This is a genomic window from Streptomyces viridifaciens (assembly GCF_001888885.2).
Classification (GTDB): Bacteria; Actinomycetota; Actinomycetes; order Streptomycetales; family Streptomycetaceae; genus Kitasatospora; species Kitasatospora aureofaciens.
Window position 1 is genome coordinate 3,640,030 of record NZ_CP090841.1, and the last position, 21,889, is coordinate 3,661,918.

A 21,889-nucleotide genomic window follows, 5' to 3' on the forward strand; every position below is an offset into this window, starting at 1 on the left:
ACCCAGAGGGGGGCACAGGTCGCATGACCCTGGTGCTGCGCTTCGCCGCCGGCTCCCACAAGGGACTGATCCGGGAGGGGAACGAGGACTCCGGCTACGCCGGGCCGCGGCTGCTGGCCGTGGCCGACGGCATGGGCGGCGCCGCGGCCGGCGAGGTCGCGTCCTCCGAGGTGCTCGGCTCGATCGTCCGCCTGGACGAGGACGTGCCGGGCGCCGACCTGCTGACCCTGCTGGGCGACGCCGTCCAGGGCGCCAACGACCGGCTCCGGCAGATGGTCGAGGAGGACCCGCAGCTGGAGGGCATGGGCTGCACCCTGACCGCCATGCTGTGGACCGGCCAGCGGATGGGCCTGGTGCACGTCGGCGACTCCCGCGCCTACCTGCTGCGCGACGGGTCGCTGGTGCAGATCACCCAGGACCACACCTGGGTGCAGCGCCTGGTCGACGAGGGCCGGATCACGCCCGAGGAGGCCGAGACCCACCCCCAGCGCTCGCTGCTGATGCGGGCCCTGGACGGCCGCGGCCAGGTCGAGCCCGACCTGTCGATCCGCGAGGTCCGGGCCGGCGACCGCTACCTGATCTGCTCCGACGGCCTCTCCGGCCCGGTCAGCCACCAGACCCTCCAGGACACCCTCGGCAGCTACTACTCGCCCGAGCAGACCGTGCAGGAGCTGATCCAGCTCGCCCTGCGCGGCGGCGGTCCGGACAACATCACCTGCATCGTGGCGGACGTCATCGACGTCGGCGCCACGGACACCATGAGCGGCCAGTTCAACGACGTCCCGGTGGTGGTCGGCGCGGTCGCCGACACCCCGCCGTCCTCGACCGCCGCCGACCACTCGATCGCGGACACCCCGGCGGGCCGTGCGGCCGGCCTGGGCCGCGGCCCACAGGGCGCCTTCGGCCCGGCCGAGGGCTACCAGGACGGCTACGGCGCCGCCCAGGGCGGCTTCGGCCCGGCCGAGGGCTACGAGGGCGAGGAAGGCTACGGCTACCCCGCAGAGCCTTCGGTGTACGGCACCGACGAGTTCGACGAGGAGCAGCCCCCCAAGCGCAAGCGCCGGGGCCTGACCGTCCCGCTGGCCGTCCTGGTCACGCTCGGCCTGCTCGGCGGCGCCGGCTACTTCGGCTACCAGTGGACCCAGGACCAGTACTACATCGGCGAGGACGGCGACCACGTCGCCATCTACCAGGGCATCAACCAGAACCTGGCCGGGCTGAGCCTCTCCTCGGTGCACGAGTCGCGCAGCGACGCCCCGCTGAAGTGGCTGCCGCAGGACCAGCGCACCCAGGTGAACCGGACCATCTCGGTCGGCAGCCTGAAGGACGCCGAGAAGACGGTCAGCGACCTCGCGGACTGGGCCAAGCTGTGCCAGAAGGCCGCCACCGCGCCCCCGCAGGGCACCCAGACCGCCCAGCCGGGCCAGCCGGCCCAGGCCACCAAGACCGACTTCGTGGCCGCCACGCCGGTCACCCCGGGCGAACGGGAGAAGCGCAACCCGCCCGCGGCCGCGCCCAGCACCTCGCCGACCGCGAGCGCCCCGGCCACGCCCGCTCCGACGCAGACCGCCACGCCCCCCGCGGCCGGCGCCCCGAGCGAGCAGGCCCAGCAGCCCCAGCAGGCGCCGCTGAGCGATGACGAGCGCACCCGGGCCGAATCCTGCCCGAAGCCGTGACGTCCGCGATCCGACACTGGTCCGCCCGGAGCGGGTCCGCCGGCCGGCAGGGAGCGGTCACCACGTGAGCAGCTACGACCTGAGCGGTGACACCGGCCGCGCCGGCGGCCGACGCCGGGCGGCGGCCGGGCGCGTCGTGCCGAGGCGCCGGGGCAACACCACCATCTCGCCCCAGGGCGCCCCGAACCGGCGCAACACCGAGCTGGCCCTGCTGGTCTTCGCGGTCCTGCTGCCGATCCTGGCGTACGCCAACGTGGGCCTGGCGATGGACTCCCGGCTGCCGGCCGGCATGCTCGGCTACGGCCTGGGCATGGGCGCGCTGGCGCTGGTCGCGCACCTGCTGGTGCGACGCTTCGCGCCGTACGCGGACCCGCTGATGCTGCCGATCGCCACCCTGCTGAACGGGCTGGGCGTGGTGATGATCTGGCGGCTGGACAAGGCCGGCCACCTGCTCAGCGGCAACTTCCCGGCGGCCCGCAACCAGCTGATGTGGTCGGCCCTCGGGATCACGCTGTTCATCGGCGTCATGGTCTTCCTGAAGGACCACCGGGTGCTCCAGCGCTACACCTACATCTCGATGGTGGTGGCGCTGGTGCTGCTCGCCGCGCCGGCCTTCTTCCCGGCCCGGGCGGAGGACTTCGGCGCGAAGATCTGGATCCGGATGGGCAGCTTCTCCATCCAGCCCGGCGAGTTCGCCAAGATCGTCCTCACCGTGTTCTTCGCCGGCTACCTGATGGTCAAGCGCGACGCGCTGGCCCTGGCCAGCCGCCGCTTCATGGGGCTGTACCTGCCGCGCGGCCGCGACCTCGGCCCGATCGTGGTGATCTGGATGCTCAGCCTGCTGATCCTGATCTTCGAGAACGACCTCGGCACGTCGTTCCTGTTCTTCGGCCTGTTCGTGGTGATGCTCTACGTCGCCACCGAGCGGACCAGCTGGATCCTGTTCGGCCTGCTGATGTCGGTCGGCGGCGCGGTCGCGGTCGCCACCACCACCAGCCACGTCAAGGTCCGCATCGACGCCTGGCTCGACCCGATGGCCGCCTTCTCCGCGAACCCGCCCAAGGGCTCCACCGAGCAGATCGGCCAGTCGCTGATGGCGCTCGGCTCCGGCGGGGTGACCGGCTCCGGCCTGGGCCAGGGCCGCTCCTGGCTGATCAACTTCGCCGCCAAGAGCGACTTCATCCTGGGCTCCTTCGGCGAGGAGCTCGGACTCACCGGCCTGATGGCGATCTTCCTGCTGTACGCCCTGCTGGTGCAGCGCGGCCTGCGCACCGCCGTCGCCGCCCGCGACCCCTTCGGCAAGCTGTTCGCCGTGGGCCTCGCCTCGGCGATGGCACTGCAGGTGTTCGTCGTGGCCGGCGGGGTCACCGGACTGATCCCGCTGACCGGTATGACCATGCCGTTCCTCGCGCAGGGCGGTTCGTCCGTGGTCGCCAACTGGGCGCTGGTCGCGATCCTGCTGAAGATCAGCGACAGCGCACGCCGTCCCGGGGTCGAACCGGCCCCGGCCACCGAGGGCCAGGGAGGACCCGCCCGATGAACAAGCCGATCCGACGGGTCTCGATCTTCTGCCTCGTGCTGATCCTGGCCCTGATGGTGCGCACCAACTGGGTGCAGGGCGTCCAGGCCGACGCCTGGGCCTCCAACAAGAACAACAAGCGCCAGCTGTACGACCGCTACGCCCACCCGCGCGGCAACATCATCGTCAGCGGCCAGCCGGTGACGAACTCCGACTTCGTGAACGGGCTGCGCTACAAGTACAAGCGCTCCTGGATCAACGGTCCGATGTACGCCCCGGTCACCGGCTACTCCTCGCAGGCCTACGGCTCCAACGGGCTGGAGAACCTGGAGGACGGCATCCTCTCCGGCACCGACGACCGGCTGTTCTTCCGCAACACCCTGGACATGCTGACCGGCGAGCAGCAGCGCGGCGGCGACGTCGTCACGACCATCAACGCCAAGGTCCAGAAGGCCGCCTTCGACGCGATGGGCGACAAGAAGGGCGCGGTGGTCGCGCTCGACCCGAAGACCGGCGCGATCCTGGCCCTGGTCTCCACTCCGTCCTACGACCCGGGCACCATCGCGGGCAACGACGACGGCGACGCCTGGAAGGCCCTCAACTCCGACCCGAACAAGCCGATGGACAACCGGGCGCTGAAGTACACCTATCCGCCCGGCTCGACGTTCAAGCTGGTCACCGCGACCGCCGCGTTCGAGAACGGCATGTTCCAGAGCATCGACGACACCACCTCGACACCCGAGCCGTACATCCTGCCCGGCACCCAGACCCCGCTGAAGAACGAGAGCCCGAACGAGCGCTGCGAGAACGCCACCGTGAAGTCCGGGCTGGACCAGTCCTGCAACACGGTCTTCGCCAAGATCGGTGCGGACCTGGGCAAGGACAAGATGCGCGCGCAGGCCGAGAAGTTCGGCTTCAACAGCACCATCGACACCCCGGTCCGGGCCGAGAAGAGCGTCTTCCCGAACAGCGCCAGCCTGGACGGCACCGCCCAGGACTCGATCGGCCAGCACGACACCCGCGCCACCCCGCTGCAGGTCGCCATGGTCTCCGCCGCGATCGCCAACAACGGCAGCCTGATGCAGCCGTACCTGGTCGACCAGGAGCGCTCGGCCTCGCTGACCACCATCTCCAAGCACACCGAGAAGCAGTTCTCCCAGGCGATGAGCCCGGCCACCGCGCAGAAGATGCAGGACCTGATGGTCTCGGTGGTCCAGGACGGCACCGGCAAGAACGCCCAGATCCCGGGCGTCCAGGTCGGCGGCAAGACCGGCACCGCGCAGCACGGCGAGAACAACTCCGCACTCCCGTACGCCTGGTTCACCTCCTGGGCCAAGACCCCGGACGGCCAGTCGGTCGCGGTCGCGGTCGTGGTCGAGGACGGCTCGGACAACCGCGACGGCATCAGCGGCGGCCGGCTGGCCGCCCCGATCGCCAAGGCGGTGATGCAGGCCGCGCTCGGCAAGTAGGGCACCGCCCCCAGGGCCGAGGGTGAGGTGAATGTCACGATCGCCACCCGCGCCCGGATACCGGTCTGATATCGGCCGACGGCTGACTCCGGTCCGGTGCGGTGCGACCGGTAGCGTATCCGCCAGCAGCGGGTGTGCCCGTTGCCGCCCGCGAGGCGGCGCACGGCCCGGCCGGAGAACCGGTCGCGGCGCGCGCGGCGTCACCCAGAGCGTGCGGGGACACCTACGTCACAACCTCACCGGCGGGTGAGGGAGAGGGTCGGAACTATGGAAGAGCCTCGTCGCCTCGGCGGCAGGTACGAGCTCGGCGGCGTCCTCGGACGCGGCGGCATGGCCGAGGTGTACCTCGGCCATGACACCCGGCTCGGCCGTTCCGTCGCAGTGAAGACGCTCCGGGCCGACATGGCCCGGGATCCGTCGTTCCAGGCCCGCTTCCGCCGCGAGGCACAGTCCGCGGCCTCCCTGAACCACCCGGCGATCGTCGCCGTGTACGACACCGGCGAGGACTACATCGACGGGATCTCCATCCCGTACATCGTGATGGAGTACGTCGAGGGCTCCACGCTGCGCGAGCTGCTGCACTCCGGCCGCCGGCTGCTGCCCGAGCGGGCCCTGGAGATGACCATCGGCATCCTCCAGGCCCTGGAGTACTCGCACCGGGCCGGCATCGTGCACCGCGACATCAAGCCCGCCAACGTGATGCTGACCCGGCAGGGCAACGTCAAGGTGATGGACTTCGGCATCGCCCGTGCGATGGGTGACGCCGGGATGACCATGACCCAGACCTCGGCCGTGATCGGCACCGCCCAGTACCTCTCCCCCGAGCAGGCCAAGGGCGAGCAGGTCGACGCCCGCTCCGACCTCTACTCCACCGGCTGCCTGCTCTACGAGCTGCTGACCGTCCGCCCGCCCTTCGTCGGCGACTCCCCGGTCGCGGTGGCCTACCAGCACGTCCGGGAGGAGCCGCAGCCGCCGTCGGTCTTCGACCCCGAGGTGCGCCCCGAGATCGACGCGATCGTGCTGAAGGCGCTCGCCAAGGAGCGCGACTACCGCTACCAGAGCGCCGACGAGATGCGCGACGACATCGAGCGCTTCCTCGACGGCCTCCCCGTCGCCGCCGCGCAGCAGGCCGCCGCCTACGGCATGGGCGCGGCCGGGTACGGCTACGACCAGAACGGCTACCCGCAGCAGCACGATCCGTACGGCCAGACCAACATGCTGCCGCAGCAGCCCGGCGGCGGCCCGACCACCCTCCTGCCGCAGGCCGGCGCCCAGGGGCACGACGGCTACCAGGACGACGGCTACGGCCAGACCTACGCCGGCGCCCCGGGCGGCGGCCGCGACGGCTACGACGACGGCTACGGCCAGGGCGGCGGTCGGCGCGGCGAGGACCGCCCGAAGAAGAGCAACACCTCCTGGATCGTGCTGGCGGTGGCCGCCGTGCTGGTCCTGGTCGGCACCTTCTTCGTGGCCCAGGCGATGTTCAGCGACAAGGGCGGAACCAACACCGCGAAGGTGACGGCACCCAACCTGGTCGGCAAGGGCCTGGCGGACGCCAGGACCGCGGCGACCGCGGCCGGCTCCAAGCTCACCGTCGCCGAGGGCGACAAGATCGCCTGCCCGGACACCAACGTCAAGAAGGACCAGGTCTGCACCCAGACCCCGACGGCCGGCACCCAGGTCGCCGAGGACGCCCGCATCACCGTGCAGCTGTCCTCCGGTCCGGCCAAGCAGCAGATGCCGCCCCTGACCGGCAAGACCAAGGACCAGGCGATGCAGGCGCTGGCCTCGGCCGGTTTCACCAACGTCGCCACCCCCGACTACAAGGACGACGACACCGCCCCGCAGGACACCGTCGTCGCCCAGGACCCGGCGGCAGGCGCGACCGTCGACCCGAGCGCCCCGGTCAAGCTGACGGTCTCGCAGGGCAAGACCAAGGTGAACGTCCCGAGCGTGGTGGGTTCGCAGAAGGAGGACGCGCAGAGCCAGCTGCAGGGCCTCGGCCTCCAGGTCGACACGTCGAAGAGCACGCCGACCAACGACCCGACCAAGGTCAACACCGTCGCCTCGCAGTCGGTCGCCCCGAACAGCAAGGTCCCGGCCAACACGAAGATCTCCCTGACGATCTACAAGGCGCCGGACAAGTCCACCGTCCCGCCGCTGCAGAACTCCAAGCTGTCGGACGCCATCGCCGCGCTGTCCAAGGCCGGCCTGGGCTACACCGTGGTCAGCGGCCCGCAGGACCTGAACGCGGTCGTCATCCAGAGCAACCCGGGCGCCGGCACCCAGCTGGACCCGAACACCCAGGTGCAGCTCTTCACCCGACCCGCCGATCCGGCCAAAGGGGGCGACCCCCTCACCACACCCCCCGGCAAAGGGGGGAACGACCACTAAGCCCTTCTTCCCCTGGTTCTGAGGGCAGGTCATTCCGAGCACCGGGAACCCGAGGGCCCGTCGCGTCGATCGCGACGGGCCCTCGGGCGTTTCCCGGGTCAGGGGCTGAGGGGGCCTCAGGAGTGCCGCAGCTCCGGCGGCGGGGTGCGCCGGGCGTCCATGGCGTCCACCCGCACCAGGCTCCCCCAGACGGCCATCCGGTACCGCGAGGTGTACACCGGCGTGCAGGTGGTCAGGGTGATGTAACGGCCGGGGGCGGTGTACCCGGAGCTCGCCGGGACGGGCGCGACGATGCCGGTGTCGTACTTGGACGTCTCCGGCAGGGTGTTGTCGACCTTGTAGACGTACCACTCGTCCTTGGTCTCGACCACGATCGCGTCTCCCCTGTGGACGGCGTCCAGGTCGTGGAACCTGGCGCCGTGGCCGTCCCGGTGGGCGGCCAGCGCGAAGTTGCCGGTCCGGTCCCACGGCATCGCGGCCCTGTAGGGCTGCTCGTACACACCCGCCACGCCCTCGTCCAGGACGGCGGTGGAGGTGCCCATCCGGATCAGCACCTGGTAGTCCCGGCCCATCGCCGGGACGTGCAGGAAGCCCACGTCGTCCCCGATCGCGGGCGGCGGCACGGCGGCCGCCCCGCCCGGCCCGGGGGCGGCGCCGGACCCGCCGGGGCCCGGGGTCGGGCCGGCCGCCCAGGAACTTCGCAGCCTGTCCGAGGCGGCGGCCGCGGAGCGGTCCGCCTGCACGTTGGTCCACCACAGCGAGTAGGCCACGAACAGGCCGAGCACCAGGCCCAGGGTGATCAGCAGTTCACCGAAGACGCCCAGTGCGGCCAGTGCCCGGCCCCGCCCGCCGCGGGCCTTCCCGGCGGCCCCTCCGGGCGGGGGAAAGTCCTCCTCGGCCGGCTCGGCCGACCGCGCGGTCCCGTCGTCCTGCATCTGTGCTGCTCCCCCTCCGAAACCTGGCCCCCGGGCGGCTATCCGCCCGTGATCGCGGCCGGCTTGCCCTGGCTCCGCGGCCGTTCCTCGACCAGTTTGCCAAACAGGATGAGACGGAACTTCGAGGTGAACTCCGGGGTGCAGGTGGTCAGTGTGATGTACCGGCCCGGGCCGGTGTACCCGGAGCCGTTCGGCACCGGCTTGATCACGCTCACGTTGTTGGGGGAGGTCTGCGGGATGCCGCCGGTGAGCTCGTAGGTGTAGTAGCCGAAGGCGGTCTCCACCACGACCTTGTCGCCCTTGCCGAGCTCGTTGATGTACCGGAACGGCTCGCCGTGGGTGTTGCGGTGGGCGGCCAGCGCGAAGTTGCCCGACTGGTCGCCCGGCATCGCGGTGCCGGTGTAGTGACCGACCAGCCCCTTGTCGAGCACCGCCGACTTGGAGGTGCCCTCGGCGATCGGGAACTTCAACCCCAGCTTGGGCAGGTAGATGATGGCGAAGCCCTTGCCGGGCTCGAACACCTCGGGCTTGTTCGGGTCCGGGGCCGGCTGCCCCGCCCCGGGCGGCTGGGCGTCCCACTGCTGCTCCAGCTGGTTGCGGGCCCCGCTGGCGGCCTCGTCGGCCTGCACGTTGGTCCACCAGAGCTGGTAGGCGACGAACAGCAGCATCACCACACCGAGGGTGATGCACAGCTCGCCGACGAAACGGGCGGCCACCACGGCCGCCGACTCCTTGGGGCGCGGTCCACCGGCGCCCCGGCCCTTCGCCCGGCGCCGTCCACCTCCCGCGCGGACGGAGGTCCGGCCCTGGGCGGCCCGGCGGCGCTCGGCCCGGCCGCCGGTCGGCGGGGCGGGCTCGGTGACCGGCTCGGCGCCGTCGGCGGGCAGTCTCAGCTGGAGGGTCTGGTCGGGCAGCCACGGGTACTCGGGCCCGCCCTCGACGGGCTGCTCGGCCTGCTCGTACACGCCCCAGCCGTCCTCGGACGCGCTCTGGACCGGGTGCTCCTGCGGGTGGGGGCTCCCGACGCCGTACGACGGCGCGTCGTACGGCTGCGCGCCCCCGTACTGCTGCGCGCCCCCGTACGGGTCGGCCCCCGACTGGTAACGCCCCTCCGGACGCACCGCGGTCACGCCGCTCAGCCCCGGCCGATCACCGGGGCGAGCCCGGCCGACCGGTCCACGGCCTGCGGGAAGCCGCACTCCGCCAGCCAGTTGGCGAGCATCCGGTGCCCGCCCTCGGTCAGCACCGACTCGGGGTGGAACTGCACGCCCTCGACCGGCAGTTCACGGTGTCGAAGGCCCATGACCACACCGCTGGCGGTCCGGGCGGTGACCACCAGCTCGTCCGGCACGGTGGCCGGGTCGACGGCCAGCGAGTGGTAGCGGGTCGCCGTCAGCGGCGAGGGCAGGCCCTCGAACACCCCGCCGTCCTCGTGCTCGACCGGCGAGGTCTTGCCGTGCAGCAGCTCCGGCGCCCGGCCGACCACCGCACCGTAGGCGACCGCGATCGACTGCAGGCCCAGGCAGACGCCGAACACCGGCAGCCCGATCCCCGCGCAGTGGTGCACCATCGCGATGCAGACCCCGGCCTCCTCGGGCGCCCCGGGCCCGGGGGAGAGCAGCACCCCGTCGAAGCCCTCCTCCCCCGCGCGGCGGACGGCGTGCTCGACGGTCACCTCGTCGTTGCGCACCACCTCGCAGGTGGCACCGAGCTGGTACAGGTACTGGACCAGGTTGAAGACGAAGCTGTCGTAGTTGTCCACGACCAGGATGCGGGGCGGGGTCGACTGGGTGGTCATGCGCGCGTGGTCTCCGTGGGATGCGGTGCTGGGGGGAAGTTCCGGGCCCGCCGGGTCAGCCGGCCGAGGCGCCGTCGCCACCGTCCACTGTGACGTCACCGAAGGGGAGCAGCGGTTCCGCCCACGGGAAGACGTAGGTGAAGAGGAGGTAGACGATCCCCAGGATCAGGAGCAGCGAGATGACGGCCCGGACCAGGGTGTTCCCCGGCAGATGACGCCAGATCCAGCCGTACATGGTGCTCCCTCTAGGTAGCGGACTGGGGTCAAGAGTAGACCCGGGATCAACGGCCGCGGGGCCGGTCCGCCACCGGCGCGGCCGCGGTCAGTCCGCCGACCGCAGTTCGGTGGTGCCGGAGTAGCCGGGCAGCGTCAGGTCGCCGCTCTCCTGGACCTTCCAGCCCAGGCCGTACGCCTGGACGTACTGCAGGTAGTTGCGGATCGTCGGGTCCGCCTCGACGGCCGAGCGCAGGGCGTCCGTCTTCCCCACCGCCTTGATCACGTAGGGCGGGGAGTAGACCCGGCCCTGGAGCAGCAGGGTGTTGCCCACGCAGCGGACGGCGCTGGTGGAGACCAGCCGCTGGTCCATCACCTGCACGCCCGCGGCACCGCCCCGCCACAGCGCGTTGACCACCGCCTGGATGTCCTGCTGGTGGATGACCAGGTCGTTGACGCCCGGCTCGGGGACCCCGGGGATGCGCGCGGTGGCGTTCGGCGGGGCGTCGTTGAGGGTGACGGTCAGTCCGCCGCCCTGCACCGGCTCCAGGGCTGCGCCGCGCCGCAGGCCGTCCAGCTGCGCCGCGTCGGCGGGGTCGTGGCCCTGCTGCTCGGTGAGTTCCTGCGCCCGGGCCTGGAGGTCGGCCAGCTGGGCCTGCGCCTGCTGGTTCTGGGAGCTGCGCTGGCGGATCACGTCGCCGAGGCTCAGCAGCGAGTTGTCGGTCCGCAGGTCGGTGCCGCGGGCGGTCTGCGCGCTGATGTAGAAGAGCAGACCGGCGAGCGCGAACACGGCGCAGGTCAGGGCACGGCCGACAATTCGGATGCCGGACCGACGGGTGACGGCCTTCCCGGGGGGAATCGACAAATTAGTCACCGTACCCTTATCTCCTTGAGACCCGCCGAGCCACTACGCTAACGGACGCCGGTGGCAGGCCGGGGAGCGGTCCCAGAGCGCTCTCCGCGACCGACCGTCGGCGTCTCACCCGCTGCACCTCTGCGCGGTCTCACAGCGCATCGACAGGAGAGCTCCTCGTGCCGAAGTCTCGACTCCGCAAGAAGTCCGACTACACCCCGCCGACCACGGCCGCGGTGAAGATCAGTTCGGGCCGCGGTTGGGTCGCGCCGCTGATGCTGGCACTGTTCCTGATCGGCCTGGTGTGGATCGTCACCTACTACGTGACCAGCGGCAGCTTCCCGGTCGAGAGCTGGCGGAACTGGAACATCCTGGTCGGCTTCGGCTTCATCGCGGCCGGGTTCGGCGTCTCCACCCAGTGGAAGTGACGCCCCGCGCGTCCTGAGGCCCGGGTTCGGGCCCTTCCCGCCGCTTCGGATCCGACCGGACCCGGAGCGGCGGTTCGGCGTGCCCGGAACCGGTGGGAGCCGGAGGGAACCGGTCGGGAAGGCTTCCGGCCGACCGCCGTCGGACAGTCCCACGATCAGACGGTCACGCTTATCCACATGGTTATCCACACTGGGGAAAAGTCCCCACAGCCTGTGGATAACTTTTCTCGGCCGGTCCGTCCACAGCTGTGCACAACTCCCCCCAAGCGCGGAATTCGCACAGCAGGACACGCGTAGAACAGCAGTCCACAACCGGCTGGGCACACGAGCTGTGCACAACCCCGCACCCGCTGTGGACAAACGCCTTGGGGCGTCACGCCCCGTAGAGGGCCATCCCGCTCAGCAGCATCGCCGCCTCCACCGCCACGGCTCCGACCACCGTCAGCGCCTGGACCGCGCCGCGCCGCTCGCGCGGGGCGTACATCAGACCGAGGGCGACCAGTCCGCCGACCACCAGGCCGCCGATGTGCGCCCGCCAGTCGATGTTCTGGCGGGAGAAGGTGACCACCAGGTTGAAGACCAGGAAGGCCACCGCGGGGGCCAGTGGCCCCCGGTTCCGCAGCTGCATCACGATCGTGGCGCCGATCAGTCCGAAGACCGCACCGGAGGCCCCCACCGAGTTCATCCAGTCGCCGGCCACCAGGAAGGCGAAGGTGCTGCCGCCCAGTCCGGCGAGCAGGTAGAGGGCCAGGTAGCGCAGCCGGCCGAGCGCCTCCTCCAGCGGCGGGCCGAGCCAGAGCAGCACCAGCATGTTCAGCCCGACGTGCCACCACTGGAGGTGCAGGAAGGTGGCGGTCAGCAGCCGGTACCACTGGGCCGGGCCGTCGGCGACGCCGTACGGGCCGCCGGGGTGCGCCCGGCCGGCACTGGCCAGCGACCAGACCTCGCCCAGCCGGGGGTTGAGGACGTAGGCGGCCAGCACCCAGACCACGATGTTGATCCCGACCAGGGCCCGGGTCACCACGCCGCCGTCCACGGTCAGCGCCCCGCCGAACCGGGTGGTCGCCCGCCGCGTCCCGGCGTGGCCCCCGCCCACGCACTCCGGGCACTGGAAGCCCACCGCGGCGCCCACCATGCACCGCGGGCAGATCGGCCGCTCGCAGCGGGTGCAGGAGATTCCGGTGGCCGTCTGCGGGTGCCGGTAGCAGCCGGGCGGCCCGCCCTCGGGAGAACGGTCCGTGGACTGTCGCGGCTCGTCCGGGAGCATCAGCGGTTTCCCCTTCCGTACCCCACCACCGGCGCCGCCAGCCTACTGCGGCACCCCGCCCCGACACCCCGGGAACGAGCCGTGCCCGCCCCTCCCGGGCCCGGCCCCCGCGGGGACCCGCAGACGGCCCACTCCGAAGTGCCGGAGGACGAATCAGGATGCATGATCAGCATTCAGGTGGATATGTGCATAAAGGACGCCACCCAGGAGGAGAGACTCGTGAGCTTTTCGGACTCGGCCCGTGAGACCGCCACCCGGACCCGGGACACCGCCGCACAGTTCGCGGACGGCGCCAAGCAACGCCTCGGGCCCGCCATGGACGCCCTCGGGCCCAAGGCCACCCAGGCTGCCCACCACCTCCGCGTCCACTACGACCGGCACCTCGCCCCACAGTTCGGCCATGCCTTCGCCAGCCTGCCCCCCGAGGCCCAGCAGAACGTTCTGAAGGCCCTCCACCGCGCCCAGGAAGCCGCGCTGGCGGCCCGCCTGTCCGCGAGCCGCGCCGCCGACCAGGCCCGCACCACGGTCGGCCCCAGGGTCTCCCAGGCCGTCGAGGCGGTCTCCCCGGTCGCCCATGAGGCCCAGACCCGCGGCGCCGCCGCGCTCACCGCGCTCCATGGCAACGTCAGCTCGGCCGAGATCAGCCGACTCGCCGCCCGGAACGCCAAGCGCCGGCAGCGCTGCGGCAAGCGGACCACCGGCCTCGCGCTGGCCGGGGTGCTGGCGATCGGCGGCGGCATCGTCGCCTGGCAGTGGTGGCGCCGGCACAGCAACCCGGAGTGGCTGGTCGAACCGCCTGTCGCCACCGCCCCGGTGAACGGCCTCCTCCCGGAGGAGCCCACCGAGGACGACCGGCCGCAGTCCTAGCCGCAGACCCAGCCGCCGCGGTCCCAGCCGCGGAAATGCCGGAGGGCGGCCGACCTGTCTTCCAGGTCGGCCGCCCTCCGGGCGTTGTGGAGCATAGGAGACTCGAACTCCTGACATCTGCCTTGCAAAGGCAGCGCTCTACCAACTGAGCTAATGCCCCTCGACGGCACGGCTCGTGCCAACGGGCACTAGCGTACCGGGTTCCGGCGCGATTCCGGGAGCCGTCCCCCTGGGGGAACCGGCCGGTCCGTTCGGGTGAACGGGCCGACCGGTCCGGGAGGCGCGGATCAGCGCCCCCGAAGTTCGTCGATCGTCAGATCGCCCGGGACTCAGCGACCGGCCGGAACCGGGTCGGTGGCCTCGGTCCACAGGTCCTGCTCGGCGCGGTCCGCCTGGACCTGACGGTAGACAAAGAAGCCGCCGAGGGCGACCAGGGCGACCAGGAGGAGCTTCTTCACCGCGGGACCTCGTCCTTCTTGCGTTGGTGGACTCAGGAGCCGGGGCTCCGGCCGGAAGGACCGGGCCGACGAGTCCAGATGTGTTTCGAGCGCGAACGGGCGGCCGGGTGCCAGACTGCCCTTGCGGCCGATGATACACACCGGTGTCCCAATCGTGACCAGCCACCGGCGCGGTCAACGCGGCGGTCCGGTCCGAGGATTGACGGCGCACCTCGTTCCGTCCGGATCGTCCGCACGCGGCGGACCCGGAATTCGCCCGGGAACGCCGAAGGGCCCGGAGTGGATCACTCCGGGCCCTTCGGGGCGGTGGGCCTAACAGGACTTGAACCTGTGGCCTCTTCCTTATCAGGGAAGCGCTCTAACCGTCTGAGCTATAGGCCCTCGCTGCACAGCAGAGCGTACCGGAAGCCGCCCGATCTGCGAAAACGACGCCGAAGGGCCCGGAGTGGATCACTCCGGGCCCTTCGCGGTGGTGGGCCTAACAGGACTTGAACCTGTGGCCTCTTCCTTATCAGGGAAGCGCTCTAACCGTCTGAGCTATAGGCCCTTGCCGCACTGAAAGATTAGCGGACCGACCGCCGATCCCCCAAATCCGTTCCGGCCGGGGTCGCGGCAGTGGCCCCGGGGGCCGGGCGCACCAGCCACTCCTCGCGGGTCGGCGGCAGGCCCGCCCCGCCCGCCTCGGTGCTGCGCACGGCGAGGACCTGGTTGATGCCGATCCGGTTCTGCTCGAAGGCGAGCGCGGAGGCGGCCATGTACAGCCGCCAGACCCGGGCACGGCCGATGCCGACCAGCCGGACCGCCTCCGTCCAGTTCGCCTCCAGGTTGGCCACCCACTCGCGCAGGGTCAGCCCGTAGTGCTCGCGCAGCGCCTCGACGTCCCGGACCTCGAAGCCCGCCTCCTCCAGCCGGGCCACGGTGGAACCGACCGGGGAGAGCTCGCCGTCCGGGAAGACGTAGCGGTCGATGAAGGGGCTGGTGCGGTGCGGTTCACCCGGGTAGTCGGGGCGGCGGGCGATCTGGTGGTTGAGCAGCCTGCCGCCGGGCGCCAGCAGCCGGTACAGCCCGTCGGCGTAGATCCGGTACTGCTCCGAACCGACGTGCTCGGCCATGCCGACGCTGGAGATCGCGTCGAAAGGCCCGTCGACGATCTCCCGGTAGTCCTGGAGCCGGACGTCGACCCGGTCGGCCAGGCCGGCCTCCTCGACCCGTGCCCGGGCCAGCGCGACCTGCTCCTTGGAGATCGAGACCCCGACCGCGGTGACGCCGTAGTGCTCGGCCGCGTGCAGCAGCAGCGAGCCCCAGCCGCAGCCGACGTCCAGCAGCCGCATCCCGGGCCGCAGGCCGAGCTTCCGGCAGATCAGGTCGAGCTTGGCCTCCTGGGCGGCCTCCAGGCTCTTCGCCTCGGGCGTCCAGTAGGCGCACGAGTAGACCATGGACGGGCCCAGCACGAGGCCGTAGAAGTCGTTCCCGACGTCGTAGTGGTGGCTGATGGCCGCGCGGTCCCGGCTGCGGCTGTGCAGCCGCCCGCGGGCCTTGCGGACCTCCTCCGGGGGCGGGGTGGGCTCCGGGCCGAGCGCCCCGGCCCGCAGGGCGACGGCGAGCACCCGGCGGCCCTTGGCGCCGAGGACGTCGCGCGGCCCGAGGGCCATGGTGCGGATCTCCGGCAGCTCGGCGAAGCGGGCGACCGCGGAGAGCGTCTCGTACAGGTCGGTGCCGGGGGCGAGCTCCAGGTCCCCCGCGACGTAGGCCCGGGCCAGGCCCAGCTCGTCCGGCTGCCAGAGCAGCCGGCGCAGCCCCCGGCGGTTGCGCAGGACCACCGTGGGCGCCCCGGGCGGCCCGGCGACGCTGCCGTCCCACGCCTGCACCCGCAACGGGACCGGGATGCCCAACAGCCCGTCCAGGGCCTCCACCAGTTGACCTGCGAGCTTCGCCACCGCGCGCCTCCGTCCAGCCGTCCTGCGGAACCTCACCTGACCCGGTCGACCGACCGGGGCGGCCTGCGGCACTCCCAGGCGTGGGAACGGGCGGCGTCCAGCTAATCCCACGGCGGGTGGCCCGTTTCCGGGCGGCACGCCGCGGGGGCCGGCTGTCACCCGAAATGCCGACGGGCCCCGCAGGCTGCAACAGCCTGCGGGGCCCGTACATTCCGCCCGTGGGCGGCGAACTGACCCGGGGTCAGGATCCGGCCGGGATCAGTCCTCCTCGGCCAGGGTCAGCTCGACGCCGCCGGTGAAGCCGGCCGCCGCGTTGTAGATGAACGCCGAGAGCGTGGACAGCGCGGTCAGCAGGACGACGTCGACCACGGCGATCAGCGTGGTGAACATCATGACCTTGCCGAAGCCGATGTAGTCCATCAGGTTGAGCTGGCTGCTGGCGTTGTCCGCACCGCCGCCGGTGACGTCCTTGAGCGTCTTGGTCAGCGAGTCGAAGACGCCGAGCGAGTCCAGGGTCATCCACAGCACGGCCGAGGCCACGATGACGATGATGCCGACGGCCAGCGACAGCAGGAAGCTGACCTTCATCACCGACCACGGGTCGACCTTGGTGACCCGCAGCCGGGCCTTGCGGGTGCGGCCGAGGCCGCCCCCGACGGTCGCGGGCCCGCCGGAGGGGCGGCGCGCCGCCCCGGGGACGGGGGTGCCGCCGGGCGGGGTGTTGCCGCCGGTCCGGGTGCCCCGGGCCGGGGTCGGCTGCCCCTTGGCGTAGGTGGTCGGCTGCGAGAAGCCGCTCTGGCCGCCGCCCTGGCTGCCGGACGGGGTCTGGCCCCCGTAGGTGGCGCCGCCGCCCTGGCCGGCTCCGCCGACCGGCGGCATCAGCGAGGTGGACGCGGCCGAGTGCTCGGTCGGGGTCTGTCCCGGCACGCCGCCGTACGTACCCCCGCCCTGCGCGCCCGGACGGCCGCCGGAGGGTCCTCCCGCAGCACCCGTGGCTCCACTCACCTGGTCCTCCCGCACTTCCCACCAGGGCGGCGCCGCCCTGGTCCGTCACTCGTCATCCAGCGCCCGGCGGGATTGCCCGGTACTGGTCGGCGTCCGGTGCCGCCGCGCCCACTCCTGTGGACGCGGCGGCACCGGTCCGCGGTTCGGTTCAGTCCTCGGCGTCGCCGCCGACCGCCGTCCCCGCACCTTCGGCCGTCTCGGTGGACTCGGTGACCTCGTCCTCCGCCGTCTCGTCGTCCTCGGCCTCCGCGTTGCGGGCCATGCCCACGACCGCGTCGCGCTTTCCGAGGTTGATCAGTTGGACGCCCATGGTGTCACGTCCGGTTTCACGAACCTCGGAAACCCTCGTGCGGATCACCCCGCCCGAGAGGGTGATCGCCATGATCTCGTCGGTGTCGTCGACCACGAGCGCGCCGACCAGCGAGCCCCGGCCCTCGACGATCTTCGCCGCCTTGGTGCCGTAGCCGCCGCGTCCCTGGACACGGTACTCGTCGACGGCGGTCCGCTTGGCGTACCCGCCATCCGTGGCCGTGAAGACGTAGGTGCCCGGACGGACGACGTTCATCGAGAGCAGCTCGTCGTCCTCGCGGAAGGCCATCCCCTTGACGCCGGAGGTGGCGCGGCCGGTGGACCGCAGCGCGTCGTCGGTCGCGGTGAAGCGGATCGACTGGGCCTTCTTGGAGACCAGCAGCAGGTCGTCCTCGGCGGAGACCAGCTCGGCGCCGATCAGCTCGTCGTCCCGGCCCTCCTCGTCCTGGCGCAGGTTGATCGCGATCAGGCCGCCGGAGCGCGGGGAGTCGTAGTCCTTCAGCGGGGACTTCTTCACCAGGCCGGCCCGGGTGGCGAGGACCAGGTACGGCTTGTCCTCGTAGGTGCGCACGGCCATCACCTGGGCGATGTGCTCCTCCGGCTGGAAGGCCAGCAGGTTGGCCACGTGCTGGCCGCGGGCGTCGCGGCCGGCGTCCGGCAGCTCGTAGCCCTTGGCGCGGTAGACCCGGCCCTTGTTGGTGAAGAACAGGATCCAGTTGTGGGTCGTCGTCACGAAGAAGTGGTCGACGATGTCGTCCTGCTTGAGCTGGGCACCGCGCACGCCCTTGCCGCCGCGCTTCTGCGAGCGGTAGAGGTCGGAGCGGGTCCGCTTGACGTAGCCGCCACGGGTGATCGTGACGACGATGTCCTCTTCGGCGATGAGGTCCTCGATGGAGAGGTCGCCGTCCGAGGGGATGAGGGTCGAGCGCCGGTCGTCGCCGTACTTCTCGACGATCGCGGCGAGCTCCTCGGAGATGATCCCGCGCTGGCGGACCGGCGAGGCGAGGATCGCGTTGTACTCGTCGATCTTGCGCTGCAGCTCGTCGTGCTCGTCGGTGATCCGCTGGCGCTCCAGGGCGGCCAGGCGGCGCAGCTGCATCTCCAGGATCGCGTTGGCCTGGAGCTCGTCGATCTCCAGCAGGCCCATCAGGCCGGTGCGGGCGGCGTCGGCGCTGGCCGAGGCCCGGATCAGCGCGATGACCTCGTCGATCACGTCCAGGGCCTTGAGCAGCGCGCGCAGGATGTGGGCGCGCTCCTCGGCCTTGCGCAGCCGGAAGGTGGTGCGCCGGACGATGACCTCGACCTGGTGGTTGACCCAGTGCCGGATGAAGGCGTCGAGCGACAGGGTGCGCGGCACGCCGTCGACCAGGGCCAGCATGTTGGCGCCGAAGTTGGTCTGCAGCTCGGTGTGCTTGTACAGGTTGTTCAGCACGACCTTGGCGACCGCGTCGCGCTTGAGCACGACCACCAGGCGGGTGCCGGTGCGGGACGAGGACTCGTCGCGGACGTCGGCGATGCCGGCGATCTTGCCGTCCTTGACCAGGTCGGCGATCTTCAGCGCGAGGTTGTCCGGGTTGACCTGGTACGGCAGCTCGGTGATCACCAGGCACTGGCGGCCCTGGATCTCCTCGACCTCGACCACGGCCCGCATGGTGACCGAGCCGCGGCCGGTGCGGTAGTAGTCGTCGATCCCGCGGCGGCCGACGATCAGCGCGCCGGTGGGGAAGTCGGGGCCCTTGATCCGCTCGATCAGGGCCTCCAGCAGCTCCTCGGCGGAGGCCTCCGGGTTCTCCAGGTACCAGAGCGCGCCGGAGGCGACCTCGCGGAGGTTGTGCGGCGGGATGTTGGTGGCCATGCCGACCGCGATGCCGGTGGCACCGTTGACCAGCAGGTTGGGGAAGCGGGCGGGCAGGACGGTCGGCTCCTGCGAGCGGCCGTCGTAGTTGGGCGCGAAGTCGACGGTCTCCTCGTCGATGTCGCGCATCATCTCCATGGCCAGCGGCATCATCTTGCACTCGGTGTAGCGCATGGCCGCGGCCGGGTCGTTGCCCGGGGAGCCGAAGTTGCCGTTGCCGTCCACCAGCGGCATCCGCATCGACCACGGCTGGGCGAGGCGGACCACGGTGTCGTAGATCGAGGTGTCACCGTGCGGGTGGTAGTTGCCCATCACGTCGCCGACGACGCGGGCGCACTTGTAGTAGCCCTTCTCGGGCCGGTACCCGCCGTCGTACATCGCGTAGAGCACGCGGCGGTGCACCGGCTTGAGGCCGTCGCGGACCTCGGGGAGCGCCCGGCTGACGATCACGCTCATCGCGTAGTCGAGGTACGAGCGCTGCATCTCGGTCTCGAGCTCGACCGGCTCGATCCGCATGGTCGCCTGGGCGGTGGCCTCGGCTGCCTCGGGGGTCTCGGGCTGGTCGCCTTCGGGACGGTTGTCGTCGACCACTGGTGGTCAGTTTCCTTTCACGCGGACTGGTACGTGCGGGGCCTGGGGTGCAGGCGTCACACGTCCAGGAAGCGGACGTCCTTGGCGTTGCGCTGGATGAAGGAGCGGCGGGCCTCGACGTCCTCGCCCATCAGCACGGAGAACAGCTCGTCGGCGCGGGCGGCGTCCTCCAGGGTGACCTGGAGCAGCAGCCGGTGCTCGGCGTCCATGGTGGTGACGCGGAGCTCCTCGGCGTTCATCTCGCCGAGACCCTTGAAGCGCTGGATCGCGTCGTCCTTGGGCAGCCGGCGCCCGGCCTCCACGCCTGCGGCGATCAGCGCGTCGCGCTCGCGGTCGGAGTAGGCGTACTCGAAGTCGTCCTTGCCCCACTTGATCTTGTACAGCGGCGGCATGGCGAGGTAGACGTACCCGGACTCGACCAGCGGCCGCATGAAGCGGAACAGCAGGGTCAGCAGCAGGGTGCGGATGTGCTGACCGTCGACGTCGGCGTCGGCCATCAGGACGATCTTGTGGTACCGCAGCTTGGAGTCGTCGTAGTCCTCCTGGATGCCGCAGCCGAAGGCCGAGATCAGCGCCTGGACCTCGGTGTTCTGCAGCACCTTGTCGATCCGGGCCTTCTCGACGTTCAGGATCTTGCCGCGGATCGGCAGGATGGCCTGGGTGCGCGGGTCGCGGCCCTGCTTGGCCGAGCCGCCGGCGGAGTCACCCTCGACGATGAAGATCTCGCACTCGGACGGGTCCTTGGACTGGCAGTCCGAGAGCTTGCCCGGCAGCGAGGCGGACTCCAGCAGGCCCTTGCGACGGGTGAGGTCGCGGGCCTTGCGGGCGGCGACGCGCGCGGTGGCGGCCTGGATGGACTTGCGGATGATGTCCGCGGCCTCGTTGGGGTTGCGGTCCAGCCAGTCGTTGAGCTGCTCGTGGACGACCTTCTGGACGAAGGTCTTCGCCTCGGTGTTGCCGAGCTTGTCCTTGGTCTGGCCCTCGAACTGCGGCTCGCCGAGCTTGACCGAGATGATCGCGGTCAGGCCCTCGCGGATGTCCTCGCCGGAGAGGTTGTCGTCCTTCTCGCGGAGCAGCTTCTTGTCCCGCGCGTAGCGGTTGACCAGGCCGGTCAGCGCGGCGCGGAAGCCCTCCTCGTGGGTACCGCCGCCGTGGGTGTGGATGGTGTTGGCGAAGCTGTAGACCCCCTCGGTGTAGGAGGAGTTCCACTGCATCGCGACCTCCACCGAGATCGCCTTGTCCTTGTCCTCCGCCTCGAAGTCGATCACCGAGGGGTGGATGACCTCGCCCTTGCGGGAGTTGAGGTGGGCGACGAAGTCGGCGATGCCGCCGTCGTACTTGTACGTGACGGAGAGCGGCTTGCCCTCCTCGTCCACGTGCTCGGGGCGCTCGTCGGTCAGCGAGATCGACAGGCCCTTGTTGAGGAAGGCCATCTCCTGGAAGCGCCGGGAGAGCGTCTCGAAGGAGTAGACGGTGGTCTCGAAGATGTCGGGGTCGGCCCAGAAGGTGACCGTGGTGCCGGTGCGGTCGGTCTCCGCGCCCTTGACCAGGGCGGCGGTCGGCGCGCCCATCTTGTAGTCCTGGGTCCAGACGTTGCCGTCCTTGTGGATCTCCACCGAGAGCCGGGTGGACAGCGCGTTCACGACCGAGACGCCGACGCCGTGCAGACCGCCGGAGACGGCGTAGCCGCCACCGCCGAACTTGCCGCCCGCATGCAGGACGGTGAGCACGACCTCGACGGCGGGCTTGTCCTGGCCGGGGACGATGTCCACCGGGATGCCGCGGCCGTTGTCGACGACGCGGATCGCGCCGTCGGCCATGATCGTGACGTCGATGGTGTCGGCGTACCCGGCCATCGCCTCGTCGACGGAGTTGTCCACGACCTCCTGCACCAGGTGGTGCAGGCCGCGCTCACCGGTGGAACCGATGTACATGCCGGGGCGCTTGCGGACGGCGTCGAGGCCTTCCAGCACCTGGATGTTGCTACCGGTGTAGGAAGACTGGTCGGTGGTCTGGTCTGGGGTCTGGCTGGGGTTGCCGGAATCGGCCACGAAGCGCCCTCTCTGGCACAGCGCGGGCCGCAATCCCACCCCGTGCGGGCGAGCGTGCGACCACGGCGTTTCGACTCGGTTGCCACTAGCAACAGTGTTTGGCTTTCAGTCTACCGGTACGACTGACAGAGATGGGCGTTTGGCAGCCCTTGAAGGCAGATACGCCGCCCTGAATCCCCTCTGCACGTGTCCCGATACTCGCCCCGGGGGCCGGAGGCGCCTGGAAGGGCCGTCAGGGGTTCCGGAAGATCGTGGTCCGATCCC

17 protein-coding genes and 3 tRNA genes are annotated in these 21,889 nt (G+C 71.1%); 6 read left to right on the forward strand and 14 right to left on the reverse strand.

The features are described from left to right. The first annotated feature begins 23 nt into the window (after positions 1–23). The 4 genes from BOQ63_RS23275 (at position 24) to pknB (ending at position 7,058) form a co-directional block, all read left to right on the forward strand. Positions 24–1,676 (forward strand): PP2C family protein-serine/threonine phosphatase, encoded by a 1,653-nt coding sequence (locus tag BOQ63_RS23275; RefSeq protein ID WP_063756471.1) that lies wholly within the window; start codon positions 24–26, stop codon positions 1,674–1,676. A 136-nt stretch (positions 1,677–1,812) separates the two neighbouring features. Further along, positions 1,813–3,216 carry an FtsW/RodA/SpoVE family cell cycle protein gene (locus BOQ63_RS23280; protein ID WP_072654907.1) on the forward strand — a complete coding sequence of 468 codons (1,404 nt, stop codon included), beginning with the start codon at positions 1,813–1,815 and terminating at the stop codon, positions 3,214–3,216. Beyond that, the gene (locus BOQ63_RS23285) at positions 3,213–4,664 is read left to right on the forward strand and encodes a peptidoglycan D,D-transpeptidase FtsI family protein (protein WP_030278231.1); all 1,452 of its coding nucleotides are present in this window, start codon (positions 3,213–3,215) and stop codon (positions 4,662–4,664) included. Before BOQ63_RS23280 ends, BOQ63_RS23285 begins: the two co-directional genes overlap by 4 nt. 267 nt (positions 4,665–4,931) lie before the next feature. After that, a complete protein-coding gene (gene pknB, locus BOQ63_RS23290) occupies positions 4,932–7,058 on the forward strand; it encodes a Stk1 family PASTA domain-containing Ser/Thr kinase (protein WP_030278232.1) in 2,127 nt (708 codons plus the stop codon). A gap of 116 nt (positions 7,059–7,174) precedes the next feature. On the opposite strand, the gene BOQ63_RS23295 is transcribed toward pknB, so the two are convergent. The 5 genes from BOQ63_RS23295 to BOQ63_RS23315 all read right to left on the reverse strand — a co-directional run bounded on the left by BOQ63_RS23295 (position 7,175) and on the right by BOQ63_RS23315 (position 10,869). Further along, complete coding sequence (locus BOQ63_RS23295; protein ID WP_030552132.1) at positions 7,175–7,993, reverse strand: class E sortase; 819 nt, start codon at positions 7,991–7,993, stop codon at positions 7,175–7,177. A 38-nt stretch (positions 7,994–8,031) separates the two neighbouring features. Then, on the reverse strand, positions 8,032–9,204 hold the full coding sequence (locus tag BOQ63_RS23300; RefSeq protein ID WP_078938876.1) for a class E sortase: 1,173 nt from the start codon (positions 9,202–9,204) through the stop codon (positions 8,032–8,034). Further along, the gene (locus BOQ63_RS23305; protein ID WP_030278235.1) at positions 9,129–9,791 is read right to left on the reverse strand and encodes an aminodeoxychorismate/anthranilate synthase component II; all 663 of its coding nucleotides are present in this window, start codon (positions 9,789–9,791) and stop codon (positions 9,129–9,131) included. Before BOQ63_RS23305 ends, BOQ63_RS23300 begins: the two co-directional genes overlap by 76 nt. Before the next feature lie 55 nt (positions 9,792–9,846). Continuing rightward, positions 9,847–10,026 carry a hypothetical protein gene (locus BOQ63_RS23310; RefSeq protein ID WP_030278236.1) on the reverse strand — a complete coding sequence of 60 codons (180 nt, stop codon included), beginning with the start codon at positions 10,024–10,026 and terminating at the stop codon, positions 9,847–9,849. An 87-nt stretch (positions 10,027–10,113) separates the two neighbouring features. After that, positions 10,114–10,869 carry a DUF881 domain-containing protein gene (locus tag BOQ63_RS23315; RefSeq protein ID WP_030278237.1) on the reverse strand — a complete coding sequence of 252 codons (756 nt, stop codon included), beginning with the start codon at positions 10,867–10,869 and terminating at the stop codon, positions 10,114–10,116. Between the two features lie 167 nt (positions 10,870–11,036). On the opposite strand from BOQ63_RS23315, the gene crgA reads away from it, so the two are divergent. Next, positions 11,037–11,285, forward strand: a complete 249-nt coding sequence (crgA, locus tag BOQ63_RS23320; protein ID WP_030278238.1) for a cell division protein CrgA — start codon at positions 11,037–11,039, stop codon at positions 11,283–11,285. A gap of 373 nt (positions 11,286–11,658) precedes the next feature. On the opposite strand, the gene BOQ63_RS23325 is transcribed toward crgA, so the two are convergent. Continuing rightward, positions 11,659–12,552, reverse strand: coding sequence for a rhomboid family intramembrane serine protease (locus BOQ63_RS23325; RefSeq protein WP_030278239.1), 894 nt, complete (start codon positions 12,550–12,552; stop codon positions 11,659–11,661). A gap of 219 nt (positions 12,553–12,771) precedes the next feature. Between BOQ63_RS23325 and BOQ63_RS23330 the strand changes: the two genes are divergently transcribed. After that, positions 12,772–13,419 carry a DUF5324 family protein gene (locus tag BOQ63_RS23330; RefSeq protein ID WP_078656177.1) on the forward strand — a complete coding sequence of 216 codons (648 nt, stop codon included), beginning with the start codon at positions 12,772–12,774 and terminating at the stop codon, positions 13,417–13,419. Between the two features lie 87 nt (positions 13,420–13,506). Here BOQ63_RS23330 and BOQ63_RS23335 read toward each other — a convergent pair. The 8 genes from BOQ63_RS23335 to gyrB all read right to left on the reverse strand — a co-directional run bounded on the left by BOQ63_RS23335 (position 13,507) and on the right by gyrB (position 21,625). Beyond that, positions 13,507–13,579: transfer RNA gene (locus tag BOQ63_RS23335), tRNA-Ala, on the reverse strand. A 169-nt stretch (positions 13,580–13,748) separates the two neighbouring features. Beyond that, the gene (locus BOQ63_RS23340) at positions 13,749–13,877 is read right to left on the reverse strand and encodes a DLW-39 family protein (RefSeq protein WP_014137031.1); all 129 of its coding nucleotides are present in this window, start codon (positions 13,875–13,877) and stop codon (positions 13,749–13,751) included. A 307-nt stretch (positions 13,878–14,184) separates the two neighbouring features. Further along, positions 14,185–14,258: transfer RNA gene (locus tag BOQ63_RS23345), tRNA-Ile, on the reverse strand. Positions 14,259–14,347: 89 nt separating this feature from the next. Next, positions 14,348–14,424: transfer RNA gene (locus BOQ63_RS23350), tRNA-Ile, on the reverse strand. 16 nt (positions 14,425–14,440) lie between these two features. Beyond that, a complete protein-coding gene (locus BOQ63_RS23355; protein ID WP_030597565.1) occupies positions 14,441–15,814 on the reverse strand; it encodes an SAM-dependent methyltransferase in 1,374 nt (457 codons plus the stop codon). Between the two features lie 258 nt (positions 15,815–16,072). Beyond that, positions 16,073–16,741, reverse strand: a complete 669-nt coding sequence (locus tag BOQ63_RS23360; RefSeq protein ID WP_051746506.1) for a DUF3566 domain-containing protein — start codon at positions 16,739–16,741, stop codon at positions 16,073–16,075. 226 nt (positions 16,742–16,967) lie between these two features. Then, entirely contained in the window at positions 16,968–19,499 is a 2,532-nt protein-coding gene (gene gyrA, locus BOQ63_RS23365) for a DNA gyrase subunit A (RefSeq protein WP_046385535.1), read from the reverse strand. 131 nt (positions 19,500–19,630) lie between these two features. Continuing rightward, positions 19,631–21,625, reverse strand: coding sequence for a DNA topoisomerase (ATP-hydrolyzing) subunit B (gyrB, locus tag BOQ63_RS23370; protein ID WP_206267850.1), 1,995 nt, complete (start codon positions 21,623–21,625; stop codon positions 19,631–19,633). Positions 21,626–21,889 lie beyond the last annotated feature (264 nt).

Coding starts and splice junctions, on each gene's coding strand:
- BOQ63_RS23275 (WP_063756471.1), top strand. CDS start 24: ATGACCCTGGTGCTGCGCTTCGCCGCCGGCTCCCACAAGGGACTGATC.
- BOQ63_RS23285 (WP_030278231.1), top strand. CDS start 3,213: ATGAACAAGCCGATCCGACGGGTCTCGATCTTCTGCCTCGTGCTGATC.
- pknB (WP_030278232.1), top strand. CDS start 4,932: ATGGAAGAGCCTCGTCGCCTCGGCGGCAGGTACGAGCTCGGCGGCGTC.
- BOQ63_RS23295 (WP_030552132.1), bottom strand. CDS start 7,993: ATGCAGGACGACGGGACCGCGCGGTCGGCCGAGCCGGCCGAGGAGGAC.
- BOQ63_RS23305 (WP_030278235.1), bottom strand. CDS start 9,791: ATGACCACCCAGTCGACCCCGCCCCGCATCCTGGTCGTGGACAACTAC.
- BOQ63_RS23310 (WP_030278236.1), bottom strand. CDS start 10,026: ATGTACGGCTGGATCTGGCGTCATCTGCCGGGGAACACCCTGGTCCGG.
- BOQ63_RS23325 (WP_030278239.1), bottom strand. CDS start 12,552: ATGCTCCCGGACGAGCCGCGACAGTCCACGGACCGTTCTCCCGAGGGC.
- gyrA (WP_046385535.1), bottom strand. CDS start 19,499: ATGCGGATCGAGCCGGTCGAGCTCGAGACCGAGATGCAGCGCTCGTAC.